Source organism: Alcanivorax profundi, from assembly GCF_003597125.1.
GTDB lineage: Bacteria > Pseudomonadota > Gammaproteobacteria > Pseudomonadales > Alcanivoracaceae > Alcanivorax > Alcanivorax profundi.
Genome location: NZ_QYYA01000002.1, coordinates 292,686 through 313,224, shown reverse-complemented (window position 1 = coordinate 313,224; position 20,539 = coordinate 292,686). Strand labels below are relative to the sequence as shown.

General features: G+C 58.3%; 24 protein-coding genes. 16 read left to right on the top strand and 8 right to left on the bottom strand.

The window, feature by feature from the left end; genetic code table 11:
* Positions 1-38: 38 nt before the first annotated feature.
* From D4A39_RS06685 to D4A39_RS06660, 6 genes are all read left to right on the top strand, one after another.
* Complete coding sequence (locus D4A39_RS06685; RefSeq protein ID WP_102792296.1) at positions 39-749, top strand: esterase/lipase family protein; 711 nt, start codon at positions 39-41, stop codon at positions 747-749.
* Positions 746-961, top strand: coding sequence for a DUF1653 domain-containing protein (locus tag D4A39_RS06680; RefSeq protein ID WP_119917732.1), 216 nt, complete (start codon positions 746-748; stop codon positions 959-961). The genes D4A39_RS06685 and D4A39_RS06680 overlap by 4 nt, the downstream gene beginning before the upstream one ends.
* A gap of 114 nt (positions 962-1,075) precedes the next feature.
* Positions 1,076-2,434 (top strand): DEAD/DEAH box helicase, encoded by a 1,359-nt coding sequence (locus D4A39_RS06675; RefSeq protein WP_022984842.1) that lies wholly within the window; start codon positions 1,076-1,078, stop codon positions 2,432-2,434.
* 162 nt (positions 2,435-2,596) lie between these two features.
* Positions 2,597-3,241, top strand: a complete 645-nt coding sequence (locus D4A39_RS06670; protein ID WP_022984841.1) for a paraquat-inducible protein A — start codon at positions 2,597-2,599, stop codon at positions 3,239-3,241.
* Positions 3,234-3,728, top strand: coding sequence for a paraquat-inducible protein A (locus tag D4A39_RS06665; protein ID WP_022984840.1), 495 nt, complete (start codon positions 3,234-3,236; stop codon positions 3,726-3,728). The genes D4A39_RS06670 and D4A39_RS06665 overlap by 8 nt, the downstream gene beginning before the upstream one ends.
* A complete protein-coding gene (locus D4A39_RS06660; RefSeq protein WP_022984839.1) occupies positions 3,715-4,560 on the top strand; it encodes a PqiB family protein in 846 nt (281 codons plus the stop codon). The genes D4A39_RS06665 and D4A39_RS06660 overlap by 14 nt, the downstream gene beginning before the upstream one ends.
* Before the next feature lie 170 nt (positions 4,561-4,730).
* On the opposite strand, the gene D4A39_RS06655 is transcribed toward D4A39_RS06660, so the two are convergent.
* The 3 genes from D4A39_RS06655 to D4A39_RS06645 all read right to left on the bottom strand — a co-directional run bounded on the left by D4A39_RS06655 (position 4,731) and on the right by D4A39_RS06645 (position 7,069).
* Positions 4,731-5,483, bottom strand: coding sequence for an SDR family oxidoreductase (locus tag D4A39_RS06655; RefSeq protein WP_022984838.1), 753 nt, complete (start codon positions 5,481-5,483; stop codon positions 4,731-4,733).
* 66 nt (positions 5,484-5,549) lie between these two features.
* Positions 5,550-6,239 carry a histidine phosphatase family protein gene (locus tag D4A39_RS06650; RefSeq protein WP_022984837.1) on the bottom strand — a complete coding sequence of 230 codons (690 nt, stop codon included), beginning with the start codon at positions 6,237-6,239 and terminating at the stop codon, positions 5,550-5,552.
* Positions 6,239-7,069, bottom strand: coding sequence for an SDR family oxidoreductase (locus D4A39_RS06645; protein WP_022984836.1), 831 nt, complete (start codon positions 7,067-7,069; stop codon positions 6,239-6,241). Before D4A39_RS06645 ends, D4A39_RS06650 begins: the two co-directional genes overlap by 1 nt.
* A gap of 144 nt (positions 7,070-7,213) precedes the next feature.
* Here D4A39_RS06645 and D4A39_RS06640 point away from each other — a divergent pair, with 144 nt between their 5' ends.
* A complete protein-coding gene (locus D4A39_RS06640; protein WP_022984835.1) occupies positions 7,214-8,146 on the top strand; it encodes a LysR family transcriptional regulator in 933 nt (310 codons plus the stop codon).
* Positions 8,147-8,216: 70 nt separating this feature from the next.
* Here D4A39_RS06640 and D4A39_RS06635 read toward each other — a convergent pair whose 3' ends face one another.
* Positions 8,217-8,696, bottom strand: coding sequence for a winged helix-turn-helix transcriptional regulator (locus tag D4A39_RS06635; RefSeq protein ID WP_022984834.1), 480 nt, complete (start codon positions 8,694-8,696; stop codon positions 8,217-8,219).
* Positions 8,697-8,806: 110 nt separating this feature from the next.
* Between D4A39_RS06635 and D4A39_RS06630 the strand changes: the two genes are divergently transcribed.
* The 3 genes from D4A39_RS06630 to D4A39_RS06620 all read left to right on the top strand — a co-directional run bounded on the left by D4A39_RS06630 (position 8,807) and on the right by D4A39_RS06620 (position 11,634).
* Positions 8,807-9,544: an SDR family oxidoreductase gene (locus tag D4A39_RS06630; protein WP_022984833.1), complete on the top strand. Its 738-nt coding sequence runs from the start codon at positions 8,807-8,809 to the stop codon at positions 9,542-9,544.
* A 115-nt stretch (positions 9,545-9,659) separates the two neighbouring features.
* Positions 9,660-10,253: a 2-hydroxychromene-2-carboxylate isomerase gene (locus D4A39_RS06625; RefSeq protein ID WP_022984832.1), complete on the top strand. Its 594-nt coding sequence runs from the start codon at positions 9,660-9,662 to the stop codon at positions 10,251-10,253.
* Between the two features lie 169 nt (positions 10,254-10,422).
* On the top strand, positions 10,423-11,634 hold the full coding sequence (locus tag D4A39_RS06620) for a trypsin-like serine peptidase (protein ID WP_022984831.1): 1,212 nt from the start codon (positions 10,423-10,425) through the stop codon (positions 11,632-11,634).
* A 196-nt stretch (positions 11,635-11,830) separates the two neighbouring features.
* Here D4A39_RS06620 and speE read toward each other — a convergent pair whose 3' ends face one another.
* Positions 11,831-12,691: a polyamine aminopropyltransferase gene (gene speE, locus D4A39_RS06615; protein ID WP_022984830.1), complete on the bottom strand. Its 861-nt coding sequence runs from the start codon at positions 12,689-12,691 to the stop codon at positions 11,831-11,833.
* A gap of 197 nt (positions 12,692-12,888) precedes the next feature.
* Between speE and speA the strand changes: the two genes are divergently transcribed.
* From speA to D4A39_RS06600, 3 genes are all read left to right on the top strand, one after another.
* Positions 12,889-14,772, top strand: a complete 1,884-nt coding sequence (gene speA / locus D4A39_RS06610) for a biosynthetic arginine decarboxylase (protein ID WP_022984829.1) — start codon at positions 12,889-12,891, stop codon at positions 14,770-14,772.
* Between the two features lie 83 nt (positions 14,773-14,855).
* On the top strand, positions 14,856-15,200 hold the full coding sequence (locus D4A39_RS06605; RefSeq protein ID WP_022984828.1) for a Rieske (2Fe-2S) protein: 345 nt from the start codon (positions 14,856-14,858) through the stop codon (positions 15,198-15,200).
* Positions 15,200-15,655 (top strand): DUF4112 domain-containing protein, encoded by a 456-nt coding sequence (locus tag D4A39_RS06600; protein ID WP_022984827.1) that lies wholly within the window; start codon positions 15,200-15,202, stop codon positions 15,653-15,655. The genes D4A39_RS06605 and D4A39_RS06600 overlap by 1 nt, the downstream gene beginning before the upstream one ends.
* 34 nt (positions 15,656-15,689) lie before the next feature.
* Here the strand turns inward: D4A39_RS06600 and D4A39_RS06595 are convergent, their stop codons facing one another.
* Positions 15,690-16,358 carry a 2-thiouracil desulfurase family protein gene (locus D4A39_RS06595; RefSeq protein WP_022984826.1) on the bottom strand — a complete coding sequence of 223 codons (669 nt, stop codon included), beginning with the start codon at positions 16,356-16,358 and terminating at the stop codon, positions 15,690-15,692.
* A 37-nt stretch (positions 16,359-16,395) separates the two neighbouring features.
* Between D4A39_RS06595 and D4A39_RS06590 the strand changes: the two genes are divergently transcribed.
* Positions 16,396-17,346 carry a 2-hydroxyacid dehydrogenase gene (locus D4A39_RS06590; RefSeq protein WP_022984825.1) on the top strand — a complete coding sequence of 317 codons (951 nt, stop codon included), beginning with the start codon at positions 16,396-16,398 and terminating at the stop codon, positions 17,344-17,346.
* 10 nt (positions 17,347-17,356) lie between these two features.
* On the opposite strand, the gene D4A39_RS06585 is transcribed toward D4A39_RS06590, so the two are convergent.
* On the bottom strand, positions 17,357-18,163 hold the full coding sequence (locus D4A39_RS06585; protein WP_022984824.1) for an SDR family NAD(P)-dependent oxidoreductase: 807 nt from the start codon (positions 18,161-18,163) through the stop codon (positions 17,357-17,359).
* 116 nt (positions 18,164-18,279) lie between these two features.
* Here D4A39_RS06585 and D4A39_RS06580 point away from each other — a divergent pair, with 116 nt between their 5' ends.
* Both D4A39_RS06580 and D4A39_RS06575 read left to right on the top strand, forming a co-directional pair.
* The gene (locus tag D4A39_RS06580) at positions 18,280-19,263 is read left to right on the top strand and encodes a ketopantoate reductase family protein (protein ID WP_081703619.1); all 984 of its coding nucleotides are present in this window, start codon (positions 18,280-18,282) and stop codon (positions 19,261-19,263) included.
* Between the two features lie 25 nt (positions 19,264-19,288).
* Positions 19,289-19,708: a secondary thiamine-phosphate synthase enzyme YjbQ gene (locus D4A39_RS06575; protein ID WP_022984822.1), complete on the top strand. Its 420-nt coding sequence runs from the start codon at positions 19,289-19,291 to the stop codon at positions 19,706-19,708.
* 117 nt (positions 19,709-19,825) lie between these two features.
* Here the strand turns inward: D4A39_RS06575 and D4A39_RS06570 are convergent, their stop codons facing one another.
* Complete coding sequence (locus D4A39_RS06570; protein WP_022984821.1) at positions 19,826-20,497, bottom strand: DUF2057 domain-containing protein; 672 nt, start codon at positions 20,495-20,497, stop codon at positions 19,826-19,828.
* Between the last annotated feature and the right edge of the window lie 42 nt (positions 20,498-20,539).

Below are 20,539 nucleotides of genomic sequence, written 5' to 3'. Positions count from 1 at the left end.
GGGTACCATCTGGACATGAACCGAAAAATGGAACTGCCATGACTGACAAGTTGGCGCCGCCCTCCCTGCGGCTGTTACTGGGAGAAAGCCGGGCGATGATGGCCTATGGGCGTTACCTGTTGCGCGGGATGGGCTATCGCCAGTTACCCCGGGGTAATGGCGAGCCGGTGTTGGTACTGCCAGGGTTCGGTGCCAGTGACGTAAGTACGCGCCCACTTCGAAAAGGGTTGGCGCAGCTGGGCTATACCAGTTATGGCTGGGCGCAGGGCACCAATCTGGGTATGAACCGCAAGCGCAAGTCGTTGCTGGTAAGCCAGTTGCAAGCGATCCACACTCGGCACGGCACGCCGGTGGCGTTGGTGGGCTGGAGTCTGGGTGGGGTGTTCGCCCGTGAGTTGGCTCGAGCGTTTCCGGAACAGGTCAGTCAGGTCTTCACCTTGGGCAGCCCGATCAACCGGGACCCGGAAGCCAACAACGTGACCGCCCTGTTCAAGCTGTTTAACCCAAACCGGCAAAACCCGGATCACGATGCCTTTCAGGCACGGATTACGCCGCCGCCCGTCCCCTGCACGGCGATTTATACCCGTGATGATGGCATTGTCAGCTGGCCGTGCTGTCTGGAGAATGACGGCCCGAATACCGATAACGTGGAAGTGGCAGGGACTCATGTGGGGCTGCCCTGGAACCCCGCGGTGCTGGCGGCCATCGCGGAACGGTTGGCCCGTTACGATAGCGAGAGAGACAAATGACGGAACTGAAGCCCGGCCGTTACCGGCACTTCAAGGGCAATGAATACCAGGTAATTGGTCTGGCCACGCATTCAGAGACCGAAGAGACGGTGGTGGTCTACCGGCCTCTCTACGGGGATGGGGCTCTGTGGGTGCGTCCCCTGGCCATGTTCACCGAAACCGTCGAGCGAGACGGTCAGGTTCAACCCCGCTTTGCCTGGATCGGTGAGTGAAAGGTTGAAACGCGGTCCGGGGCGGACGGCATTCCTGCACTTTTGCTCCCTGAACTTTGAACTTTCAACTCTGGCAGCTGCTACAATGCCCCTTCAACTCCGGAGCTGATTCCCATGTCCACCTTTGCTGATCTGAACCTGCACGAGCGCCTGGTGCGCGCGCTTGACGAACAGGATATTACCGAGCCTACCCCGGTGCAGGCGGCGGCCATTCCCGACGCGTTGGCGGGCCATGATCTGCGGGTGATTGCCCGTACCGGCAGCGGCAAGACTGCCGCCTTCCTGCTGCCCCTGCTACACGGCCTGCTGCAGCATTCCCGCCCCCGTACCGATACCCGGGCGCTGATCCTGCTGCCCACCCGCGAATTGGCTCAGCAGACCCTCAAACAAGTGGAGGCGTTGGCCCGTTACACCTTTATCAAGGCGGCGCTGGTGACCGGTGGGGAAGACTTCAAGGTTCAGGCCGCCAGCATGCGCAAGAACCCGGAAATCCTGATCGGCACCCCCGGGCGTCTGATTGAGCATCTGGAAGCCGGCAACCTGTTGCTGGGTGATCTGGAAGTGCTGGTACTGGACGAGTCCGACCGCATGCTGGACATGGGCTTCAGTGAAGATGTGCTGCGTTTGGCGGCGGAATGCCGCAGTGAACGGCAGACGCTGCTGTTTTCGGCCACCCGTGGTGGCAATGCCATGGACCGGGTCGTGGAAAGTGTGCTCAAGGAGCCGAAGTTCCTGTTGCTGGACACGGTCCGCGACCTGAATGAATCCATTCAGCAACAGATCATCACCGCCGATGATGTGGCGCACAAAGAACGCCTGGTGCAGTGGCTGCTGGCCCATGAGACCTATGACAAGGCGGTGATTTTCACCAATACCCGTGAGCAGGCCGACCGCCTGGGCGGCGTGCTGCGCGCCACCAGTCACAAGGTGTTTGTGCTGCACGGTGAGAAGGACCAGAAAGAGCGCAAGCTGGCCATGGACCGGCTCAAGGATGGCGGCGTGCGTATCCTGGTGGCCACCGATGTGGCGGCGCGCGGTATTCATGTGGAAGGGCTGGATCTGGTCATTAACTTTGACATGCCACGCAGTGGTGACGAATACGTACACCGCATTGGCCGCACTGGCCGGGTTGGCGGTGAAGGCACGGCCATTTCCCTCATTGCGGCCCATGAGTGGAACCTGATGGCAAGCATTCAGCGTTACCTGCGCCAGCAGTTTGAATTCCGCATTGTGGATGCCCTGAAGGGCAAGTTCATGGGGCCGAAAAAACTCAAGTCCAACGGCAAGGCCGCTGGCAGCAAGAAGAAAAAGATCAAAAAGAAAACCGACGCGAAAAAAACCGGAAAGAAACCGCTGAAGAAAAAGGCCGCCGCCAAGCGACCCGCCAAACGCAGCAGCAAACCTGCCGCACCGGATACCCAGGGCGGCTATGCCACGGTGAAGAAAAAGAAAAACCCGGGGCCGCTGGATTAAGGTCATCCTTCCTTCGGGGGCCGCTTTGTTTTGAGCTTGGCGTCAGACGTCAGAGGCTCCCCGCCCCGCTTTATAAAACTCGGTAAAACCCCGGTGTCTTTTCACAGACGGGGTAATCAGGCAATGTCATCCTAGTACTTCTCTCAGGGAAAGGAGCGGCCTTTGCCAGCGGACAGGGATGTGTCCCCCGAACCGGGCACCTTGCAATGCCCGGATTGCCATACCGATCTTGCCTTGCCCTCCGGCAAGGGGCGCGGCACGTGGCGTTGTCCCCGTTGCGACTGTCAGCTAAGTGGTGCCTGGCGCCTGAAACCGGATTCCCTTCTGGCCCTGTCTCTGGCCACTGCCTTCCTGTGGGTCCCGGCCCTGACGTTGCCGCTATTGCGCCTTGAAAACCTTGGCCTTGATAACCACGCCAGCCTGCTCGGTTGCATCTTTGCCCTGATGCATGGCCTGTACTTGCCCGCCGGACTGCTGTTGCTGTTTACCTTGTTGATCATGCCGCTGGCGAATCTGGTTGCTGTGAGTCGGCTGCTATGGGCGGCTCGCCAGCACCAGCCGGTGCCGTCGCCACGCTGGATGTGGGTGTATCGGCAGAGTCGGGAATGGGCCATGACGGATATCTTTTTGCTGGGGATTCTGATCTCCATGACCAAACTGGGCGACCTGGCCACGGTGACCCCGGGCGCCGGCATTGTCTGTCTGGGGCTGGCAGTGCTGTTACGGCTGATCGTGGAAACCCTGGCGCAGCCGGAGCAGTTGCAACGCCTGATTGACCAGCGCGCCGGTGAGGTGAGCGATGCCTGATAAGCCGCACGCCAAAGCGTGGTCGTTACTGGTTGCCGCTACTGTGTGGCTGGTGCCCGCCAATCTGTTGCCGATCATGACCGTCACCCAGGGGGGGCGCAGCAAGACCAGTACCATTGCAGAGGGTATCTGGCAGCTCTTTGACGCGGGCATGCCGGGCATCGCCATTATTGTCATGGTGGCCAGCTTGCTGGTGCCGTTGTTCAAGGTGCTGGTGCTGGCGGTGGTTTACTGGCGCGCGCCGACGGAATCGCAGCCCCTGACCAGTACCCGGGCTTACCGGCTGGTGTACTGGGTCGGGCGCTGGTCCATGCTGGATGTGTTTGTGGTCGCGTTGCTGGTGGCGCTGGTGCAATTTGGCAATCTGGCCAATGTGCAACCGGAGCCCGGCATTCTCGCGTTTGGTATTGCGGTGGTGCTGACCATGTTGTCGGCTCATGCCTTTTCGCCCAATCAACTATGGAACAAGGATCATGGAAACAGCTGAAGTGAAACGCTCGCACTGGCCATCGCCTATCTGGCTGGTGCCCCTGTTGAGCCTGATCGTGGCGGCCTGGTTGTTGTACGACCAGTTGTTGCAGCGCGATGTGCAGATTGAGATCAGCTTTGAAAACGGCGCGGGCATCAAGTCGGGGGTCGAGCTGCGTTATCGGGGTGTGCCAGTGGGCAGCGTGGATGAAATCGTACTCAGTGATGACCTGAAAACGGTGAACGTGCATGCCAGCCTGAATCGTGATGCGGAAAAACTGGCACGGGAAAAAAGCAAGTTCTGGATCGTGGAACCGGAGCTGGGCATTGCCGGTGCCCGTAACCTGGATACCCTGGTGTCGGGGAAATACATTGCCGTAGAACCGGGCGAAGGCGAACCGGAAAAGACTTTCAAGGGATTGGAAACCCCGCCTGACCAACAGCCCGATCTGGGACTCAAGATCACCCTGGTTGCCAACCAGCTAGGCTCCCTGAAAAAGGGCCGCCACATTTACTACCGGGATCTGGAAGTGGGTACCATCGGCGAAAGTGAATTGAGCCAGGATGGTCGCTTTGTTGAAATCCAGGCCATCATCAAACCGGAATACAGCAAGCTGGTGCGCACCAACAGCAAGTTCTGGAACAGCTCTGGCCTGACGGTGGATGTGGGCCTGTTCAAGGGAGCGGAAGTGCAGGCGAGCTCTCTGGAAAACCTGCTACGTGGAGGCATCAGCTTCGCCACCCCACCCGAAGCCGGCAACCTGGCCGGGCCCGGCACCCGCTTCGAGCTGCACCGCGAAGCAGAAGACGACTGGCGTGAGTGGGCGCCGATCTTGAAGTGGCAGGGGTGAGGTAGTGAACAGTTAACAGTGAATAGTGAACAGCGCGCGCAGTAGCGCCGTGCAGAACAAATGTATGAGGCCGCGCCCAAATGTTGGACGCGGCCTCATACGTTTAAAATCCTCAAATCGTTCGGCGCGAACTGTTCACTATTCACTGTTAACTGTTCACTGCCCCTCTACTACATCATCTTCGTCACGACCTTCAGCGGGAAGTGGCGCATGGCGATGCCCATGGGGCCCCAGGGCCAGGCGGGGACGGCGGCGTTGAGGGGTTCTTTTTCGATGGCTTTGACCATGGCCTTGCAGCCGGTTTCCGTGTCGACCATGAAAGGCGTGTTTTTGAGTTTTTCGTTGATCTCTGACTTGATGAACCCGGGGAAAATGGTGGTCACTTCAATGGGCGAATCGATCAGCTCTGCCTGCAGGCCTTCCGCCAGCATGGCCACGCCGGCTTTGGTGGCTGCGTAGGTAGTGAGATTTTTCTTCATGCCACGCATGGCGCTCATGGAAGAAATCATCACCAGGTGGCCGCTGTTCTGGGCCCGGAAAATTTCCATGGCGGCTTCGGCCTGGGCCAGGGCCGCCACAAAGTTGGTTTCGGCGGTCTGGCGGTTGGCATAAAAGTAACCGGTGCCCAGCGGCTGGCCCTTGCCCATGCCGGCATTGATGATCACCCGGTCGATGCCGCTCAGTTCCGTGCGGAAGGCGTCAAACACGGCAAACACCTGATCGTAATCATTCACGTCCAGCGGTTTGATCAGCACGCGAATATTCGGGTGTTTGTTTTCCAGTTCCGCTTTCAGGGTTTCCAGCCGATCCATGCGTCGTGCACACAGGGCCAGGTTGCGCCCCATGGCCGCAAAAATTCGCGCCATGCCTTCGCCAAGGCCGGAACTGGCGCCAGTGATCAGAATCGTCTTGCGTGTCGGCATGGTTATCCCCGCGTTTAATGGTTTGCTGCAGGAGCGCCGCAAGCGACGCTCCTACGGAAAGATGTTCTATCGGTACGTGACCTGATCGCTCGGTAGATGCAGGTGCTCGTTCACCGAGACTAGCCGTAGCTTGCCCGCATTCACAAGAATGCGCGTCACACTGGTGTTGATCAAGGTGCGGTTCCAGGTGATCAGGGCCTCGTCGTCCATGTCCAGCAGGTGCTGGATGATGACGCTGATGGCGCCGCCGCTGGTGAAGACCAGCGCGCTTTCGCCACTGCTGAGGCTGTTGCCCAGGCTATAGGTGCTGGCCAGTACACGCTCGCGAAAGGCGGGCCAGGTTTCACTGTAGGCGCTACGGTCGCTGTCGTCGTTACGCTGCCAGCGTCGCAGGGCTTGTTCAAAATGGGCCTGGAAAACCTTCCGCGGATTAGCCTGTTTGCCCAGCCACTCGGTCAGGGCGGCGCGGTCGTTGGCCATGGGCCAGTCCAGCGCCAATAGCTCGGTATGGTTGTACTCATTGAAGCCGGTGTCGGTGTGCCACTCGGCGGGGAGCCCGAGTTCGCCGAGGGCGGCCTCTGCGGTTTCCCGGTGGCGGCGCATGGTGCCGCAGATCGGGCGGGCAACGCCGAGATCCTGGTTTTGCAGGGCGCGGCCGAGAATACGGCTTTGCTCCCAACCCGGTTCGGAGAGCTGATCGTAGTCTTCCTTGCCGAAGCTGGCCTGACCATGACGAATCAGGTAGATCACTGGCATCAGGCGTTCTCCGCCTTTTCCAGTTTGCGGCGCAACCCTTCGGCACCTTTGAGCATCATGCGGTTGAAGATGGCAGGGACAAAACGCTTAAAGAAGTAGGCGCGCCGCCCGCTTTTGTGTGGCAGCAGGAAGAACTGTTGGTTTGCCACGGCCTGCTTGATCATATTGGCGATCTGGTCGGCGGTCAGCTCATTGCTGGCCAGCAGTTTGTCCACGGTTTCGATCATGCCTGGCTCGGGGCTGCGCATGGATTCGTGCAGGTTGGTGCGGAAGAAGCCGGGGCACACCACCGTGGTGTGGATACCAAAAGGGGCCAGTTCGAAGCGCAGGGTTTCCGACAGGGAAATAACGCCAGCCTTGGTCACGTTATAACTGCCCATCACCGGTGCGTTGAGGAGTCCCGCCAGCGACGCAATATTGACGATATGGCCATGGCCCTGGCGTTTCATCATCGGCACGAACACCTTGCAACCCCGGACTACGCCCTTCACGTTGATATCAAAGATCCAGTCCCAGTCCGCCATGTCGCCACGGTCGATACGGGCCGCGCCTGCCACCCCGGCATTGTTTACCAGCACATCCAGGCCTCCCCATTGCTGCTCGAGCCACTCGCGGGCGTTATTGAGGCTGGCGGTGTCACGCACGTCCACATACTGGAAGGCCAGTTCACCGGGCAGGTCTTTCAATGCGGCCAGGGTTTCGGCAGCGCGCTCTTCGTTCACGTCACCGATCAGTACCCGGGCACCCTCGCGCAACCAGGCTTCGGCCATGGCGCGACCCAGTCCGGAGGCGCCACCGGTGATGAAAATGCGTTGGGAAGTCTGGCTCATGGGGTGTCCTGCTGTGGTGGTTTCGGTCATCGTGCGTGCGTAAGACGACAGCATGGTGGCGTCGTGCAGCTATTCATTGACCGATGCTAGAGAGCGGGCTTCAATAAATCCAATGAATCCTCAAAATGAAACCTGATAAATCCTATGCATGTTTCGCGCTTTGATCTGAATCTGTTTGTGGTGTTCGACGCCATCTATACCGAGGGCTCCCTGACCCGTGCGGCCAAGGTGCTCAACCTGACCCAGCCTGCGGTCAGCCACGCGCTGGGACGGCTGCGCGAGCGCCTGGGAGACCCGTTGTTTGTGCGCCAGGGGAGCCGCATGGTGCCCACCGCCCGGGCCCGGGCGATGGTGAGCCCGGTACGGCACGCGCTGGGCGGGTTTCAGCGTTGCCTCAGTGATGAAGGCGGGTTCGATGCCTCCGACGCCGAGCGGACTTTTGTGCTTGGCCTGCGGGATGGCCTGGAGGGCTGCCTGCTACCGCCGCTGATGGCGCAGTTGATGGAAGAGGCTCCGGGGATTCGCTTGCAGTCGTTGACTATCCGGCGGCGGCAGATGCCCACGGAGCTGGCCAGCGGACGACTGGATCTGGCCTGTGATGTGATGCTGGCCTTGCCGGAGACCATTGAGCATGTGCCGGTCCTGTCCGGCCCCATGGTGGTGATGATGCGGGAGGGGCATCCTCTGGCGGCAGGCATGGACCTGCCGGCCTACCTGGCCGCTCAGCATGTGCTGGTCTCGTCCCGGCGGGAAGGGCCGGGGCTGGAAGATTTCGGTCTTGCCCGGCAGGGCTACCGCCGCCATATCCGGTTACGTTGCCAGCACTATCAGGCCGCGATTTCCACGGTGCAGAATACGGACTTGCTGCTGACCCTGCCCGCGACGCTGGCAGGGCGTTTGTCCCGTGAGAGGATGGTACTGCAGCCGTTCCCTGCGGACCTTGCGGACCTGGAAATGCATCTGTACTGGCATCGTGACCAGGCAGGCGATCCCGCGCATCGCTGGTTACGGCAGAAGGTGCTGGCATTGCTGGAAGAGCAACAGGGCCAGTTGATGCTCAATAATGAAAGAACCTGACCGCGAGTTTCCTGGTTATGCCGCGCAGGAAAGCGAGTCAGCAATCTTGATGCAGCAGCGGCTGGTGAAGTCAGCCTTGATTGTTCATCAGAATCTTGCCTTTCCAGTGGGCGTTTTCCTCCACACGGATATCCTGCGCGGCTACCGTTTCGCCGCAATGGCGACAGTGCAGCTGGGCCTGAAGCGTGTGCTCACATTGTTTATGAATGCGGGTAAGGGGGGCGCCGTGGTCGTCCGCCAGATACTGGTCTCCCCACTGTGCCAGATGCACGATCACCGGGTAGAGATCTCTTCCCATTGAGGTAAGACGGTATTCGTGGCGAACCGGACGTTGCTGGTAGGCAACCTTGTCGAGGATGCCGCCTTCAGTGAGTTTGCGCAGACGGTCGCTGAGCACATGGCGGGTCACCCCCAGCCGTTGCTGAAAATCATCAAAACGGCGCACGCCAAGAAAACAGTCGCGCAGCACCAGCAGTGTCCAGTTGTCGCCGATGATGGCCAGGCTGCGGGCCACGGAGCAGGGCTGTTGGTCGATGTCTTGCCAGCGCATGTGGGCTCTCCGAAAAGGTGTCCCCACATCATACCTGTTTGACAGGTTCCAAAAAAGAACTCACCATGGGTTCTAAATTGGAACTAACTGAGGACTGCCCGGGAGGAGCCATGAGTCAGAAAGAGACAGCGCCGGCCATGCTGGTGATTGGTGCCGGTGATGCCACCGGCGGCGCCATCGCCAAACGTTTCGCCCGGGAAGGGTATCGGGTCTGTGTCGCTCGCCGCACCAAGGAGGCCCTGGCTGAGTTGGTGGCAGAGATCGAGGGTGATGGCGGCTGGGTACGCGCTTTTGGCTGTGATGCCCGCGATGAAGAGCAGATGGTAGCCTTGTTCGATACCATTGAATCGGAAGTGGGGCCACTGGAGGCGGTGGTTTTCAATATCGGTGCCAATGTTTTCTTCCCGATCCGGGAAACGACGGCTCGGGTGTATCGCAAAGTCTGGGAGATGGCGGCATTTGCCGGTTTCCTGACTGGTCGGGAGGCGGCCCGAGTGATGGTGCCGCGCCAGCGGGGGACCATTATTCTCACGGGAGCCACGGCCTCTTTGCGCGGAGGCAAGGGGTTTTCTGCCTTCGCCGGGGCCAAGTTTGCGTTGCGAGCGTTGGCCCAGAGCATGGCAAGGGAGTTGGGGCCGGAAGGCATCCATGTCATTCACCCGGTGATCGATGGTGCCATCGATACCGCGTTTATCCGCGACAACTTCCCGGCCATGTACGCGAAAAAAGCGCAGGACGGTATTCTCAATCCGGAACACATTGCCGAAACCTACTGGATGCTGCATCAACAGCCGCGTGACGCCTGGACCCACGAGATCGATCTGCGTCCGTGGATGGAGACGTTTTGAGTAACACGCAACACCAAAATCCTGCCGTAGGAGCGTCGCTCGCGGCGCGATTCCTGACGTTGGGTTATCGCGCCGCGAGCGGCGCTCCTGCGGACATTCCTGAAAGGACAATATCATGACTCAAAAAATTGAATTTCTGTTTGATGTGGGTAGCCCTACGGCGTACCTGGCCTGGAGCCAGCTTCCGGCCATTGCCGAGCGAACCGGGGCGCAACTGGAACTCAAGCCGATCCTGCTGGGAGGCGTGTTCAAGGCCACCGGCAATGCGCCTCCCGGCGCCGTCCCCGCCAAGGGCATGTACATGATGCGCGATCTGGCTCGCTACGCGAGCCGTTACCAGGTGCCATTGACCATGAACACGCACTTCCCGGTGAACACCATTACTCCCATGCGCGTCATCACTGCTGCTCTGGGTACAGAGCAGGAGCAGCACATGGTGGATGTCATGTTTAACGCCATGTGGAAAGCGCCGTGTAAATTGTCGGAAGTGGACGAGATGACGCGCGTGCTGACGGAGGCGGGGCTGGACGCAGAAGATTGGTTGGCCCGTGCCAGCGATGAGACTGTCAAAGAGCAGCTCAAAGCCAATACCGAAGCTGCGGTAAAGCGCGGTGTGTTTGGCGCGCCGACGATGTTTGTGGGCAATGAAATGTTCTTTGGGCAGGATAGATTGGATTTTGTCGAAGACGCCCTCAAAGGCAGTGAATAACGACAATCAAAAAACGAAGTAGATCAAAGTGAAAAAGGCCATATCCGGCGACGGGTGTGGCCTTTTTTGTTTATATCAATTTTTCTTCCAGTCACGAAAAAAGTTGTTTTGTCGAGATTGTCCATCACAATCAGGAACAGGGTTCTGTAATCAGTGATGGGGATTGGATATGAAAATAGCGGGATTGCTGGCTGCGATGCTCGTTAGTTGGCCGCTTGTCGCTGCGGCGCAGCCTGTTGGTGCGCCCACTATCGAGCATGTGCCTGAGGATCTGGCGGATGAAGTGAAAAGCCGTGGCATCCTTGGCCAAGATGATCGCAGAAGCACCCGTGAGGTGCCTTATTACCTGAAAAAATATACCCGCCGGGTGGGGGAGCTCATTACCTATAACCATCTGGAGTCGGGTGAAACTGCAAAAACGACCTGTACCGGCTCGCTGATCCAGAAGAACTATATTGTGACAGCGGCGCATTGCGCATTCGACAGTCAAGGCAAGCTTCACGAGAACCAGTTCTTCTATCCTGGTATTCAGGAAGGCAGGGTTAACTACGACAAGTACCGGGTTGCTCGGGTCTTTCTGCCCGCCAGCTATACCCATGATGCGAACGAGGATACGGGCAGGGATATAGCAATCATGGAATTGGAGCCGGCAGATAACGGGCGGCATGCCGGGCAGGTTGCAGGTTGGTTCGGCTTTTGGGGGCGTGCCGATTTCCCGGATGGAGAGGTGTCTACCATCGGCTACCCTGGTGACAAGCAGGATGGGCATCAATACTTTCAGGAAGGTTGTCAGGCGGTAAATCGTAACCCTTACAATCACAACGATCTGTGGATTGACTGCGATGTATTTCAAGGGCAAAGCGGGAGCCCCGTACTGATTTACTCCGGGGAGTATGACACGTTCCATGTGCAGGCTGTGATTCAGAGTGAATCTGCCAAAATGAATTTTGGGTCCCGAATCTCACCGGAAAGGGCAAAAATCTTTCGCTATATCACGAAAGGCGAATTCGCGTCGGCGGCCTATCAATCTGAAGGAATTGTCGAGCCCTGGATTCAGATGGATTATGTCAATCAAAATAAGATCTATGTCTACGCTCGAAACGAGTGCAGCGATGAAGATCTTTACATCGCCTACAATTATAAAACCCATGCAGGAGATTGGCGTGCAGGAGGTTTCATGTTATTGAAACCCAAGCATGAAATGCCGGTATTTGATACCGGAAACGGGGTTTATTACCTTTCTGCCCGTAATCCAGAAGGCAAGGTGTTTACGCGAAAAGATATGAACAAGTACTTGTCAAAATATGACATGAACGTGGGGATGCAGAAGTACAGCGTAGACAAGTTCGGAACCTTTACTTACGGATTTGGCTGTCGATAGTTTACGAGCAGGCAGAAAAGCCGCCATCAGTGAATGGGGAAAGATCTTCCCTTGTGCATGCCAGGTTCCCGGTGCTTGGTATGCCTGAACGAAAATGCCCTTGCTTCCAGCGAAGACAAGGGCATTCTTTTTTGTAGCTTGTAGCTTGTAGCTTGTAGCTTGTAGCTTGTAGCTTGTAGCTTGTAGCTTGTAGCAGTTAGCGGTTAATCGCGGCCTGCATGAACGGCGGCAGCACCAGCGCGCCCTTGTGAATGGCGGCAGAGTAGTACCGGGTGTCGAAGCCTTTGTCTGAGGCATCCGTTTCGCGGAATTCGCCCACTTGCGTGTTCTTGCCCGCCATCGTGCAGCTCCACCAGCCACTGGGGTAAACCGGCTGCGGGAAGGGTAGCGTCTGGGTGCTGGTGAAACCCGCTTCGCGCATGTTGGCGTGAAGATCCTTGATGATGGTGTCGCTGTGCAGCAGCGGGGATTCCGATTGCTGCACAATGATGCCGCCCTCGGCCAGCACACGGTGACAATCGCGGAAGAAATCGGCCTTGAACAACCCTTCCGCCGGGCCTACCGGGTCGGTGGAATCAACGATGATCACGTCCACGCTGCCATCTGCGCAGTTGCGCATGTATTGCACGCCATCTTCAAACAGCAGTTCCGCCCGTGGGTCGTCGTTGGACTCGCACAGTTCCGGGAAATACTTCTCCGAGTAGCGGGTGACCATCTCGTCAATATCGATCTGGGTGGCTTTTTCTACGCCGGGATGACGCAGCACTTCGCGCAGGGTGCCGCAGTCGCCACCACCGATGATGACGACCCGTTTGGGATTGGCGTGGCTGAACAGCACCGGGTGCGACATCATCTCGTGGTAAAGGAAGTTGTCACGGGTGGTGAGCATGGTGGCGCCATCGATGGTCATCAGGTAACCGAAGCTGTCGGTTTCCCACATTTCGATGTGCTGATACTCGGTCTGCACTTCTTCCAGCTTCTGCTTCAAGCGCAGGCCGAAAGCGGTGCCAGCGGTGTCAAAGTGCTCGTAAAACCAGTTGTTTTGGGTGCTGCTCATGGGCCTTTCCAGTGGGTGGGAGCCAGTGGGCTCCCGAGGTGGACAATAGTCGCGATTGTAAGACCTGTGGCCCCCCTGTCAAAGCCTGATTCCTTGCCCCAAAAAGGGATGCGACAAGCGGTGGCAGGCAGGCATAATGGCGACAGTTTTCCCCTTTGCGGTGGCCGGTGACGGCCTCGCCCGTTTCAGGACAGGTAATGACCGATTCAAGCTCCATTCCCGCCAGTGAGATCTACAACGTGGATCGCTGGGGCGACAGTTACTTCCGTATCGATGAGCATGGCGAGCTGTGTGTTCGTCCCAATGGTGAGCAGGGTGGCCAGGCGACGCTGGAAGCCGTGTTGCAGGCCTGTCGTGAGGCGGGGCTGCGGGCGCCGGTGCTGGCGCGCTTTTCCGGCATTCTGCGCCAACGGGTCAAACTGTTGGCAGGGGCCTTCCGTGAGGCTATCGATGGCCATCGCTACGACGGGCAATACACCCCGGTCTATCCGATCAAGGTGAACCAGCAGCGCCGGGTAGTGCACGAAATCATTCGGGCTCGCGAAGAGGGCGAGCGTATCGGGCTCGAGGCAGGCTCCAAGCCAGAACTGCTGGCGGTACTGGCGTTGTCCAATCCGGGCGACACGATCGTCTGTAATGGTTACAAGGATGCCGAATACCTGCGTCTGGCGTTGATGGGCGAAAAGCTGGGCTTCCACGTGAATATCGTGGTGGAAAAGATGTCCGAGCTGCCTGCGCTGCTTCGTATTGCCGATGAGCTGGGTGTGGCCCCGCGGATTGGTCTGCGGGTGCGGTTGATGAGCATCAGCAAGGGCAACTGGCAGAACACCGGGGGCGAGAAGTCCAAGTTTGGCTTGAGTGCCCCGCAGCTGATGAGTGCGCTGGCGCACTGCCGTGAGGCGGGTCGACTCGACTGTGTGAAACTGCTGCATTTCCATCTGGGTTCCCAGGTGGCGAATATCCAGGATATCAAGGCAGGTATGCGTGAGGCGGCCCGGTATTACACCGAAATGCGTGCGCTGGGCGCGCAGGTGGAGACCGTGGATGTGGGCGGCGGTCTGGGTGTGGACTATGAAGGCACCCACTCACGTTCCTACTGTTCAATGAACTATGGTGTGGCGGATTATGCCCGTCATATCGTCCAGACCCTGCAGCAGCAATGTCAGCAACATGGCGTTCCTGAGCCGCACATCATTTCCGAGTCCGGGCGCGCACTGACGGCGCACCATGCGGTATTGCTGGTGAACATTACCGACCAGGAAGCCCAGAAGCCGGTCGCGGTCACCTTGCAGCCAGGCGACGAATCTATCCCGGAGCTGCAACAGCTGTGGGATCTTCAGGTTGCCCTGCAGGGCGAGGCCGGGAATTTGCTGGAGCGGTTTTCCGAAGTGGTGGGAGCCTGGCAGGATATCCACCAGCGCTACATCGCCGGCGATTTGGGGCTGGATGCCCGCGCCCGGGGGGAGCAGCTGTATGTGAACGGCTTGCTGGCCCTGCGCAGCCGCCTGAATCCGTTGCGCAAACAGCAACGGGAGCTGCTGGATAACCTTAACGAAACACTGGCGGACAAGCTGTTTGTGAACTTTTCAGTGTTCCAGTCGGTGCCTGATGTGTGGGGCATCAATCAGGTGTTCCCGGTACTGCCATTGTCCGGGTTGAATCAGCCGGTGACGCGTCGTGCCGTGTTGCAGGACATTACCTGTGATTCCGACGGGCGTATTGACCAGTTCGTGGACGGCGAAGGGGTGGAGTCATCCTTGCCGTTGCCCGCTGAGATTAACGGTCACCTCGGCATTTTCATGGTAGGGGCGTATCAGGAAATCCTTGGCGACATGCACAACCTGTTTGGAGATACCGATTCGGTGGATGTGGATGTCACCGATGCCGGCGAGATTGTTCTCGATCATGCCATACAGGGCGATACCGTCAGTTCGGTGCTGCGCTACGTGAACTATGACCCGGACCGTTTGCTTGAGTCGCTGGAGCAACACTGCCGCCAGGCCCATCTCAGCGATGATGAGCAAGAGGGATTCATCGAACTGGTACGGGATGGTCTGGCAGGGTATACCTATCTTGAGTAACGAAAAGCGAGGCGTATCGACAAAGGTCATATAAACCGTCCATACGTCAGATTTTTGATTTTCCAGCCAGCAAGGAGAGCGCCATGCGTTATGAACTCTGTGCCAGCCAGGAGATCCCCGAAGGCCAGAGCAAGGCAATGAAAGCCGGGGAAACCAAACTGGTGGTATACCACTTGAGTGATGGCTTTTATGCCACCCAGGCCCGTTGCCCCCATGTCTTTGCTTCGTTAGGCAAAGGCAAGATTCTCAAGGATAAATGTGTGCAATGCCCGCTGCACCGGGCGGAGTTTGATATCCGTACGGGAGAGGTGGTGAAGTGGGCAAACTTTCCGCCGGGGGTGCAGATGCTGAATGTGGTGCGTGGCGAAAAACCCCTGGATACTTGGCCCGTGTCAGAAGAAAACGGCCAGCTTTACGTGGAGATTTGATGGCCCTCAGCAAGGAAGAGCAACAGCGAGCAGCACTGGAGCGGCTGGAGAAATTCAGCCGCTTCACCGACAGCAGTATTGGCATTCCGTTTACCCGGTTCCGTTTCGGAGCCGAAGCCCTGATTGGCCTGATCCCGGGCATTGGTGATGCGGCGGGTCTGGCGCTGGCCAGTTATGTGCTGCTGGAAGCGCAACGCGCCGGCGCCAGCAAGGCCGTGAAGCTGCGTATGTTGAGAAACATGCTGATCGATTTTCTCGGGGGCCTGCTGCCAGTAGTCGGGGATGCCTTCGATGCGATCTATAAGGCCAACACCCGAAACACCGAGTTGCTGCGAAACTATCTGGAAAAACAACTGGAAGTCGAACCGCCCCCCAAACCCTTCCCCTGGTGGACTCTCATCTGGTTATCCGTACTGTTTGCGATTCTGACCGGCGGGTTGACGTTGATTCTTTAATGCGGTTTTCGCTGTTAACTGTTCACTAGATCTTCTAGTGCATCGCCTGACTCAGCCGGGAAAGGTAATGCTGAAAGTGTGTTTTCAGTGGCTCATTAAGGGCGTCGCTTTGTGTTAGCCGTTCCTGTAACCAGCTGCCCTGATGGTCGTTGTGGTGCCACTGCTGGTAGCAGAATACCTGTAGCACGAACTGTTGCAGGAAGGCGGGTTTTTCCAGGTCGGTTTCGTTGGCCAGGGCAATGCGGGGATACAGTTCGTGCAGCTTTCGGGCGAAGGCGCCGGAGCCGATACCATTATCGTTGCCGTATTCGTCATGCAATGGTGTGGTGAGATGGCCGCAACTGGGTGAGCGGGCTTTGAGAATAAAACCGCACAGCGGCTCGCCCAGGGTGCTGGCAACGTCCTCCAGCGCGTCGGTAAAATCCCGTGAGGGATCGTCAACGGCCTTGACCCGTTGGCCCTGTTCGGTCTGAACCACCTGGATGGGGGCACGCGGAATGCCCAGCCCGATACTCACTTCCGGGCAGGTTTCCCGAAAACGCAACAGCGGTGCGAGCTGGTGCATGACGATGCCGTTGCGTTTGTGGTCGCCGTCGTAGCGGACGTTCTGCCCGGTGAGACAGGCGCTGACACCAATCACCGGTTTCTGCCATTCCTGCTGTGGCAAGACGATCCCCACTTGTTGCAGCAGATCCGTTAGCATGGGCCTTCTCCTTTTTCTCCGCTGAAGGACTTTGATCATGCAAGGCGTCTTTCTCGATACGGAAACCGTTAACCCCGAGCAACTGGACTTCTCTGCGCTAGAGGCATTGATGTCCTGGACCTTCCATCCTTTCACTGCGCCTGCGGAGCGCATTGCGCGTTTGCAGGGGGCCGAGGTCGTCATCACCAACAAGGTGGTGCTCGATGCTGACACCCTGGCGGCCTGTCCGTCCCTCAAGCTTATCTGCATTTGTGCCACGGGTACCAATAATGTGGATCTACCGGCGGCGAAAGCCCAGGGCATTACCGTGTGCAACGTGAGCGGCTATGCGCGGGCGTCTGTGGCGCAGCATAGCCTGATGTTGATGTTGACCCTTGCCACCCACTGCGTGCAGTACGATGCGGCGGTGAAACGGGGTGAATGGAGTGCCGCACGGCAGTTTTGCCTGCTGGATTACCCGATCATGGAGCTGGCAGGTAAAACTCTGGGGATCATTGGTTTCGGAGATCTGGGCCGGGAAACGGCTCGGCTGGCGGAGGCCTTCGGTATGGAGATTGCCGTGGCGCAATCATTCAGCGGAGCGAGCCATGAGGGGCGCCTGCCGCTCAACGAGCTGCTGCCCCGGGCCGATGTGCTGAGCCTGCACTGTCCGCTGACGGCACAGACCGAGAAGCTGGTGAATGCGGCGTTTCTGGCGCAGATGAAAGCAGGGGCGCTGCTGATCAATACCGCCCGCGGTGGCCTGATTGATGAATCGGCCCTGGCGGACGCCCTGCGCTCGGGGCATCTGGGCGGTGCCGGGCTGGATGTGCTGAGCAGCGAACCCCCTTCCCGTGATCATGTGCTGCTGGCTGACGATATCCCCAACCTGATCCTTACCCCGCACAACGCGTGGGGCACCCGGGAGTGTCGCCAGCGATTGCTGGATGGTGTTGTCAGCAATATCAGTAGCTGGCAGGCGGGCGCGCCTGCCAACGTGGTGAATTGAGGGGGGCGGCTTACCCCTTCTTCTTTAGCCGGCTGGCCAGCAGTTTGTCCATGCCCCTGAACAGCGGTTGCGGCAGGTTGGTGATCGGCCCGGGCGCGGCGGCGAGCAGTACGCTGCCGAGCTTGCCCATGGGGCGGGCGATACGGGACGGTCGTTTCTCGCAGGCTTCCACGATCCAGCCTGCGGCCTTCTGCACGTGCATCATGGGCATGTATTTATAGATGGCCGTCCGCGATGACATGGGGGTGCGAACCATGGGGAAATACACCACCGTCGTGGTGATCCCCTGATGGCCCATCTCCGCCTGCAGGGAGCGGGTGAAGGACTCCAGCGCGCTCTTGCTGGCCAGGTAGGCCGAGAACAGCGGGATGGGAATCTGGGTGGAGAGGCTGGAAATGTTCACCACATGCCCGTGCCCCTGCTCCAGAAAACGGGGCAGCAGTTTCAGCGTCATGGCCACGGCGCCGATATAGTTCAGCTGTACGGTGCGTTGAAAGTCGTGCAGGCGATCCAGTGACTGTTCAATGGGGCGGCGGATTGAGTGAGCGGCATTGTTCACCAGCGCATGAATGTCCTGCTGCTCACGCAGAATCTGGTCGGCACAGGCTTCAATCGCTTCGCTGCTGCTGAGATCACAGGGGTAGATGGCACAGTAGGCGCCTTCTTCCTCTACGCGCTGCTGGACTTCGCGCAGCTGTTCTTCCCGGCGAGCAACAAGACACAGTCTGGCGCCGCGACGGGCCATCAAAACGGCTGCCTCGGCGCCAATGCCGCTGGAGGAACCGGTTAGAACAATGGTCTGGCCTTTGAGTTTCATGGGTTACTCTGATGTGTTGGCGATGATGGATTGGCCCCGTTGCCCGTGTTTTTAACGGGAAATAAGCTCTAGTGTTGTCAGTCCAGACAGCATGCAGTCAGGTTGACAGGGCAATCATGAATATTCTTATCCTCGGCGCCGGCGCCGTTGGTCTAGTGTACGGGCAATGTTTTGCGCGGGCAGGTCATCGTGTGACGTTTTTCATCAAGCCTCATCATCGTAAGGCGCTTGAAGAGGGAGTCATAATGATCCGCAAGCGTCGTCTTGGTGGTGACAAGACGACAAGGTTTGCTGAGTTTTCGCTGATGTCTGAATGGGAAGAGGTGGCAGAATCGACCTGGGATCAGGTGTGGTTGGCCATCCCCTCCGATGCCCTTCGCGACTTGCCGTTGGCACACATTCGCGATGCCATCGGTGGGGCTTCCCTGGTGATGCTGCAGCCCAGTGAAACTGACTACCTCACACTGCGGAAGTATTGGGCTGCTGAACAGATCGTCAAAGGGATGATCAACATGATCAGCTATTATCCGCCCTTGCCGGGGGAGAGCGAGCCAGAACTGCGCGGAGGGATCGATGTCGCCTATTATTTGCCCCCCTCTGCCACCCCTTTATCGGGTGATCGTGCGCGTGTGGCGGTGTCGGTTTCGTTGTTGAAGGGCGGAGGGCTGGCAGCAAAGCACGTGGGGGATGCTGTCGCAACATCACGCCTGCCGAATGCCTTGCTCATGACATTCTTGTGTGCCCTGGAGTTGAGTGATTGGGAATTCTCCCGTCTGAGGCGCGACAAGCCTTTATTGACAGAGCTGGTTCAGGCCCAGAAAAGCCTGCTTGTGCATCTTGCTGACCCGTCACAGGCTCAAGATGTCACTACCGGGCGGGCGATGCGAAGCAGTGCTCGCTTGTTATCCGTTTGGGGGTATCGCGTCTTGCTCGGGGTGGCGCCTTACGCACTTCCGTTTTCGCTGGAAGCGTATTTGAAGACCCATTTCATGAAAGTGCGGGTCCAAACCGGTCTGTACATGAAAGATTACTGTCAGCAGTGCGATGCACCTGCACTGAAAAACCTATATCAACGTTGTTTTGGCCAGAGGGCGGGCTGAGCGTCCGCAAAGGCGGGAAAACGGTATGTGGATTCAACGAACGCTGACCCTGTCGGCTCGGCCCCGGGGATGCCATCTGGTTACCCGAGAGGTACTGGAGCGATTGCCAGAGTTGGTCAATCTGGAGGTCGGGGTGCTCCATCTTTTCATCCAGCACACCTCGGCGTCATTGGCCATTAATGAAAATGCGGACCCGGATGTCCGCGATGATCTGGAGCGCCACCTGAACGTGATGGTGCCCGAAAATGCGCCTTACTATGCTCACACCCTGGAAGGGCCGGACGACATGCCAGCACATATCAAGAGCGTGCTGATCGGGCCGTCTCTCAGTGTGCCGATCAGCCGTGGTCGACTGGCGTTGGGAACATGGCAGGGCATTTATCTGTGTGAACACCGTGACCAGGGTGGAGGCCGCAGGCTAGTGGCGACGGTTCAGGGGGAATAAAGGGAAGCGCAGTTTCGCGCTGTGAGTTTTGAGTTGCGAAAATCAAAGGGAAAACCACCGCGCCTGTGAAGGGGGGTGGTTTTGCTCTTCGAAACCCGAAACTCCTTTCGCGTTGTGTTACTGCGATATCCATTGCAGGAACTCGCGGCGTTCTTCCGGGGTTGCCTGATTCCATTGGGCCTTCAGGGTATCCAGGTAGGTTGCCTGAGCTGCCTGAGCCGCAGGGGCTGCGGCTGCTGCACCAGTGGCCAGGGGGGCGACGCTGTTGGTGGTGGGCGTCGTGACTTCTTCACCCGTGATAGGCGCCATGAAGCCTCGCTTCAGCACCAGCTTGCTTTTTTCGGCCGCTACTTTCTGTCCGCTGGCGGGGTTTTCTGCCCAGCCGTGAAAGTTGTCTTCCATGGCGCGGGCCGCTTCTACATCCTGTGGTTTGTCGAATCCGAGAACCCATATCTCACCGGGTTTTCCATCGACCACAAAGTTTGCCGGGTTGGTTTTGACGATTTCGTGATTGTCTGCGTCCAGCTGCCAGAGCTCCTTGTAGTAGGCAAGAATCTCGTAGCGACCTGGAGCTACCTTCAGGTCTTTGTACTCAGTAGAAAAGAAGGTGTTGACGCCTTCTACCTCTTCACCGTTGATCGTAAAGACTTCCAGTTCGCTGGGAACACGAACCGTGACAATGCTGCTGTCGGAGCGGGCAGGGCCATCATAGAGTTGGACGACCGGACTGCGGGCGCAGGCAGACAGGAACAGACTGACAAGGGTGAAAGTGGCAATGCGCAACAACATGGTTTCTCCTGGGTAGCAGGGCCCGCCAGTCTGGCGGGCAAA

Bases quoted from the DNA above. Each gene is read 5' to 3' on its own strand.
- D4A39_RS06580 (WP_081703619.1), top strand. From the start codon at position 18,280: ATGAATATTCTTATCCTCGGCGCCGGCGCCGTTGGTCTAGTGTACGGG.
- D4A39_RS06685 (WP_102792296.1), top strand. From the start codon at position 39: ATGACTGACAAGTTGGCGCCGCCCTCCCTGCGGCTGTTACTGGGAGAA.
- D4A39_RS06605 (WP_022984828.1), top strand. From the start codon at position 14,856: ATGCGTTATGAACTCTGTGCCAGCCAGGAGATCCCCGAAGGCCAGAGC.
- D4A39_RS06640 (WP_022984835.1), top strand. From the start codon at position 7,214: ATGCATGTTTCGCGCTTTGATCTGAATCTGTTTGTGGTGTTCGACGCC.
- D4A39_RS06680 (WP_119917732.1), top strand. From the start codon at position 746: ATGACGGAACTGAAGCCCGGCCGTTACCGGCACTTCAAGGGCAATGAA.
- D4A39_RS06625 (WP_022984832.1), top strand. From the start codon at position 9,660: ATGACTCAAAAAATTGAATTTCTGTTTGATGTGGGTAGCCCTACGGCG.
- D4A39_RS06645 (WP_022984836.1), bottom strand. From the start codon at position 7,069: ATGAGCCAGACTTCCCAACGCATTTTCATCACCGGTGGCGCCTCCGGA.
- D4A39_RS06665 (WP_022984840.1), top strand. From the start codon at position 3,234: ATGCCTGATAAGCCGCACGCCAAAGCGTGGTCGTTACTGGTTGCCGCT.
- D4A39_RS06650 (WP_022984837.1), bottom strand. From the start codon at position 6,239: ATGCCAGTGATCTACCTGATTCGTCATGGTCAGGCCAGCTTCGGCAAG.
- D4A39_RS06595 (WP_022984826.1), bottom strand. From the start codon at position 16,358: ATGCTAACGGATCTGCTGCAACAAGTGGGGATCGTCTTGCCACAGCAG.
- speE (WP_022984830.1), bottom strand. From the start codon at position 12,691: ATGAGCAGCACCCAAAACAACTGGTTTTACGAGCACTTTGACACCGCT.
- D4A39_RS06660 (WP_022984839.1), top strand. From the start codon at position 3,715: ATGGAAACAGCTGAAGTGAAACGCTCGCACTGGCCATCGCCTATCTGG.
- D4A39_RS06675 (WP_022984842.1), top strand. From the start codon at position 1,076: ATGTCCACCTTTGCTGATCTGAACCTGCACGAGCGCCTGGTGCGCGCG.
- D4A39_RS06570 (WP_022984821.1), bottom strand. From the start codon at position 20,497: ATGTTGTTGCGCATTGCCACTTTCACCCTTGTCAGTCTGTTCCTGTCT.
- speA (WP_022984829.1), top strand. From the start codon at position 12,889: ATGACCGATTCAAGCTCCATTCCCGCCAGTGAGATCTACAACGTGGAT.
- D4A39_RS06575 (WP_022984822.1), top strand. From the start codon at position 19,289: ATGTGGATTCAACGAACGCTGACCCTGTCGGCTCGGCCCCGGGGATGC.
- D4A39_RS06620 (WP_022984831.1), top strand. From the start codon at position 10,423: ATGAAAATAGCGGGATTGCTGGCTGCGATGCTCGTTAGTTGGCCGCTT.
- D4A39_RS06635 (WP_022984834.1), bottom strand. From the start codon at position 8,696: ATGCGCTGGCAAGACATCGACCAACAGCCCTGCTCCGTGGCCCGCAGC.
- D4A39_RS06630 (WP_022984833.1), top strand. From the start codon at position 8,807: ATGAGTCAGAAAGAGACAGCGCCGGCCATGCTGGTGATTGGTGCCGGT.
- D4A39_RS06655 (WP_022984838.1), bottom strand. From the start codon at position 5,483: ATGCCGACACGCAAGACGATTCTGATCACTGGCGCCAGTTCCGGCCTT.
- D4A39_RS06590 (WP_022984825.1), top strand. From the start codon at position 16,396: ATGCAAGGCGTCTTTCTCGATACGGAAACCGTTAACCCCGAGCAACTG.
- D4A39_RS06585 (WP_022984824.1), bottom strand. From the start codon at position 18,163: ATGAAACTCAAAGGCCAGACCATTGTTCTAACCGGTTCCTCCAGCGGC.
- D4A39_RS06600 (WP_022984827.1), top strand. From the start codon at position 15,200: ATGGCCCTCAGCAAGGAAGAGCAACAGCGAGCAGCACTGGAGCGGCTG.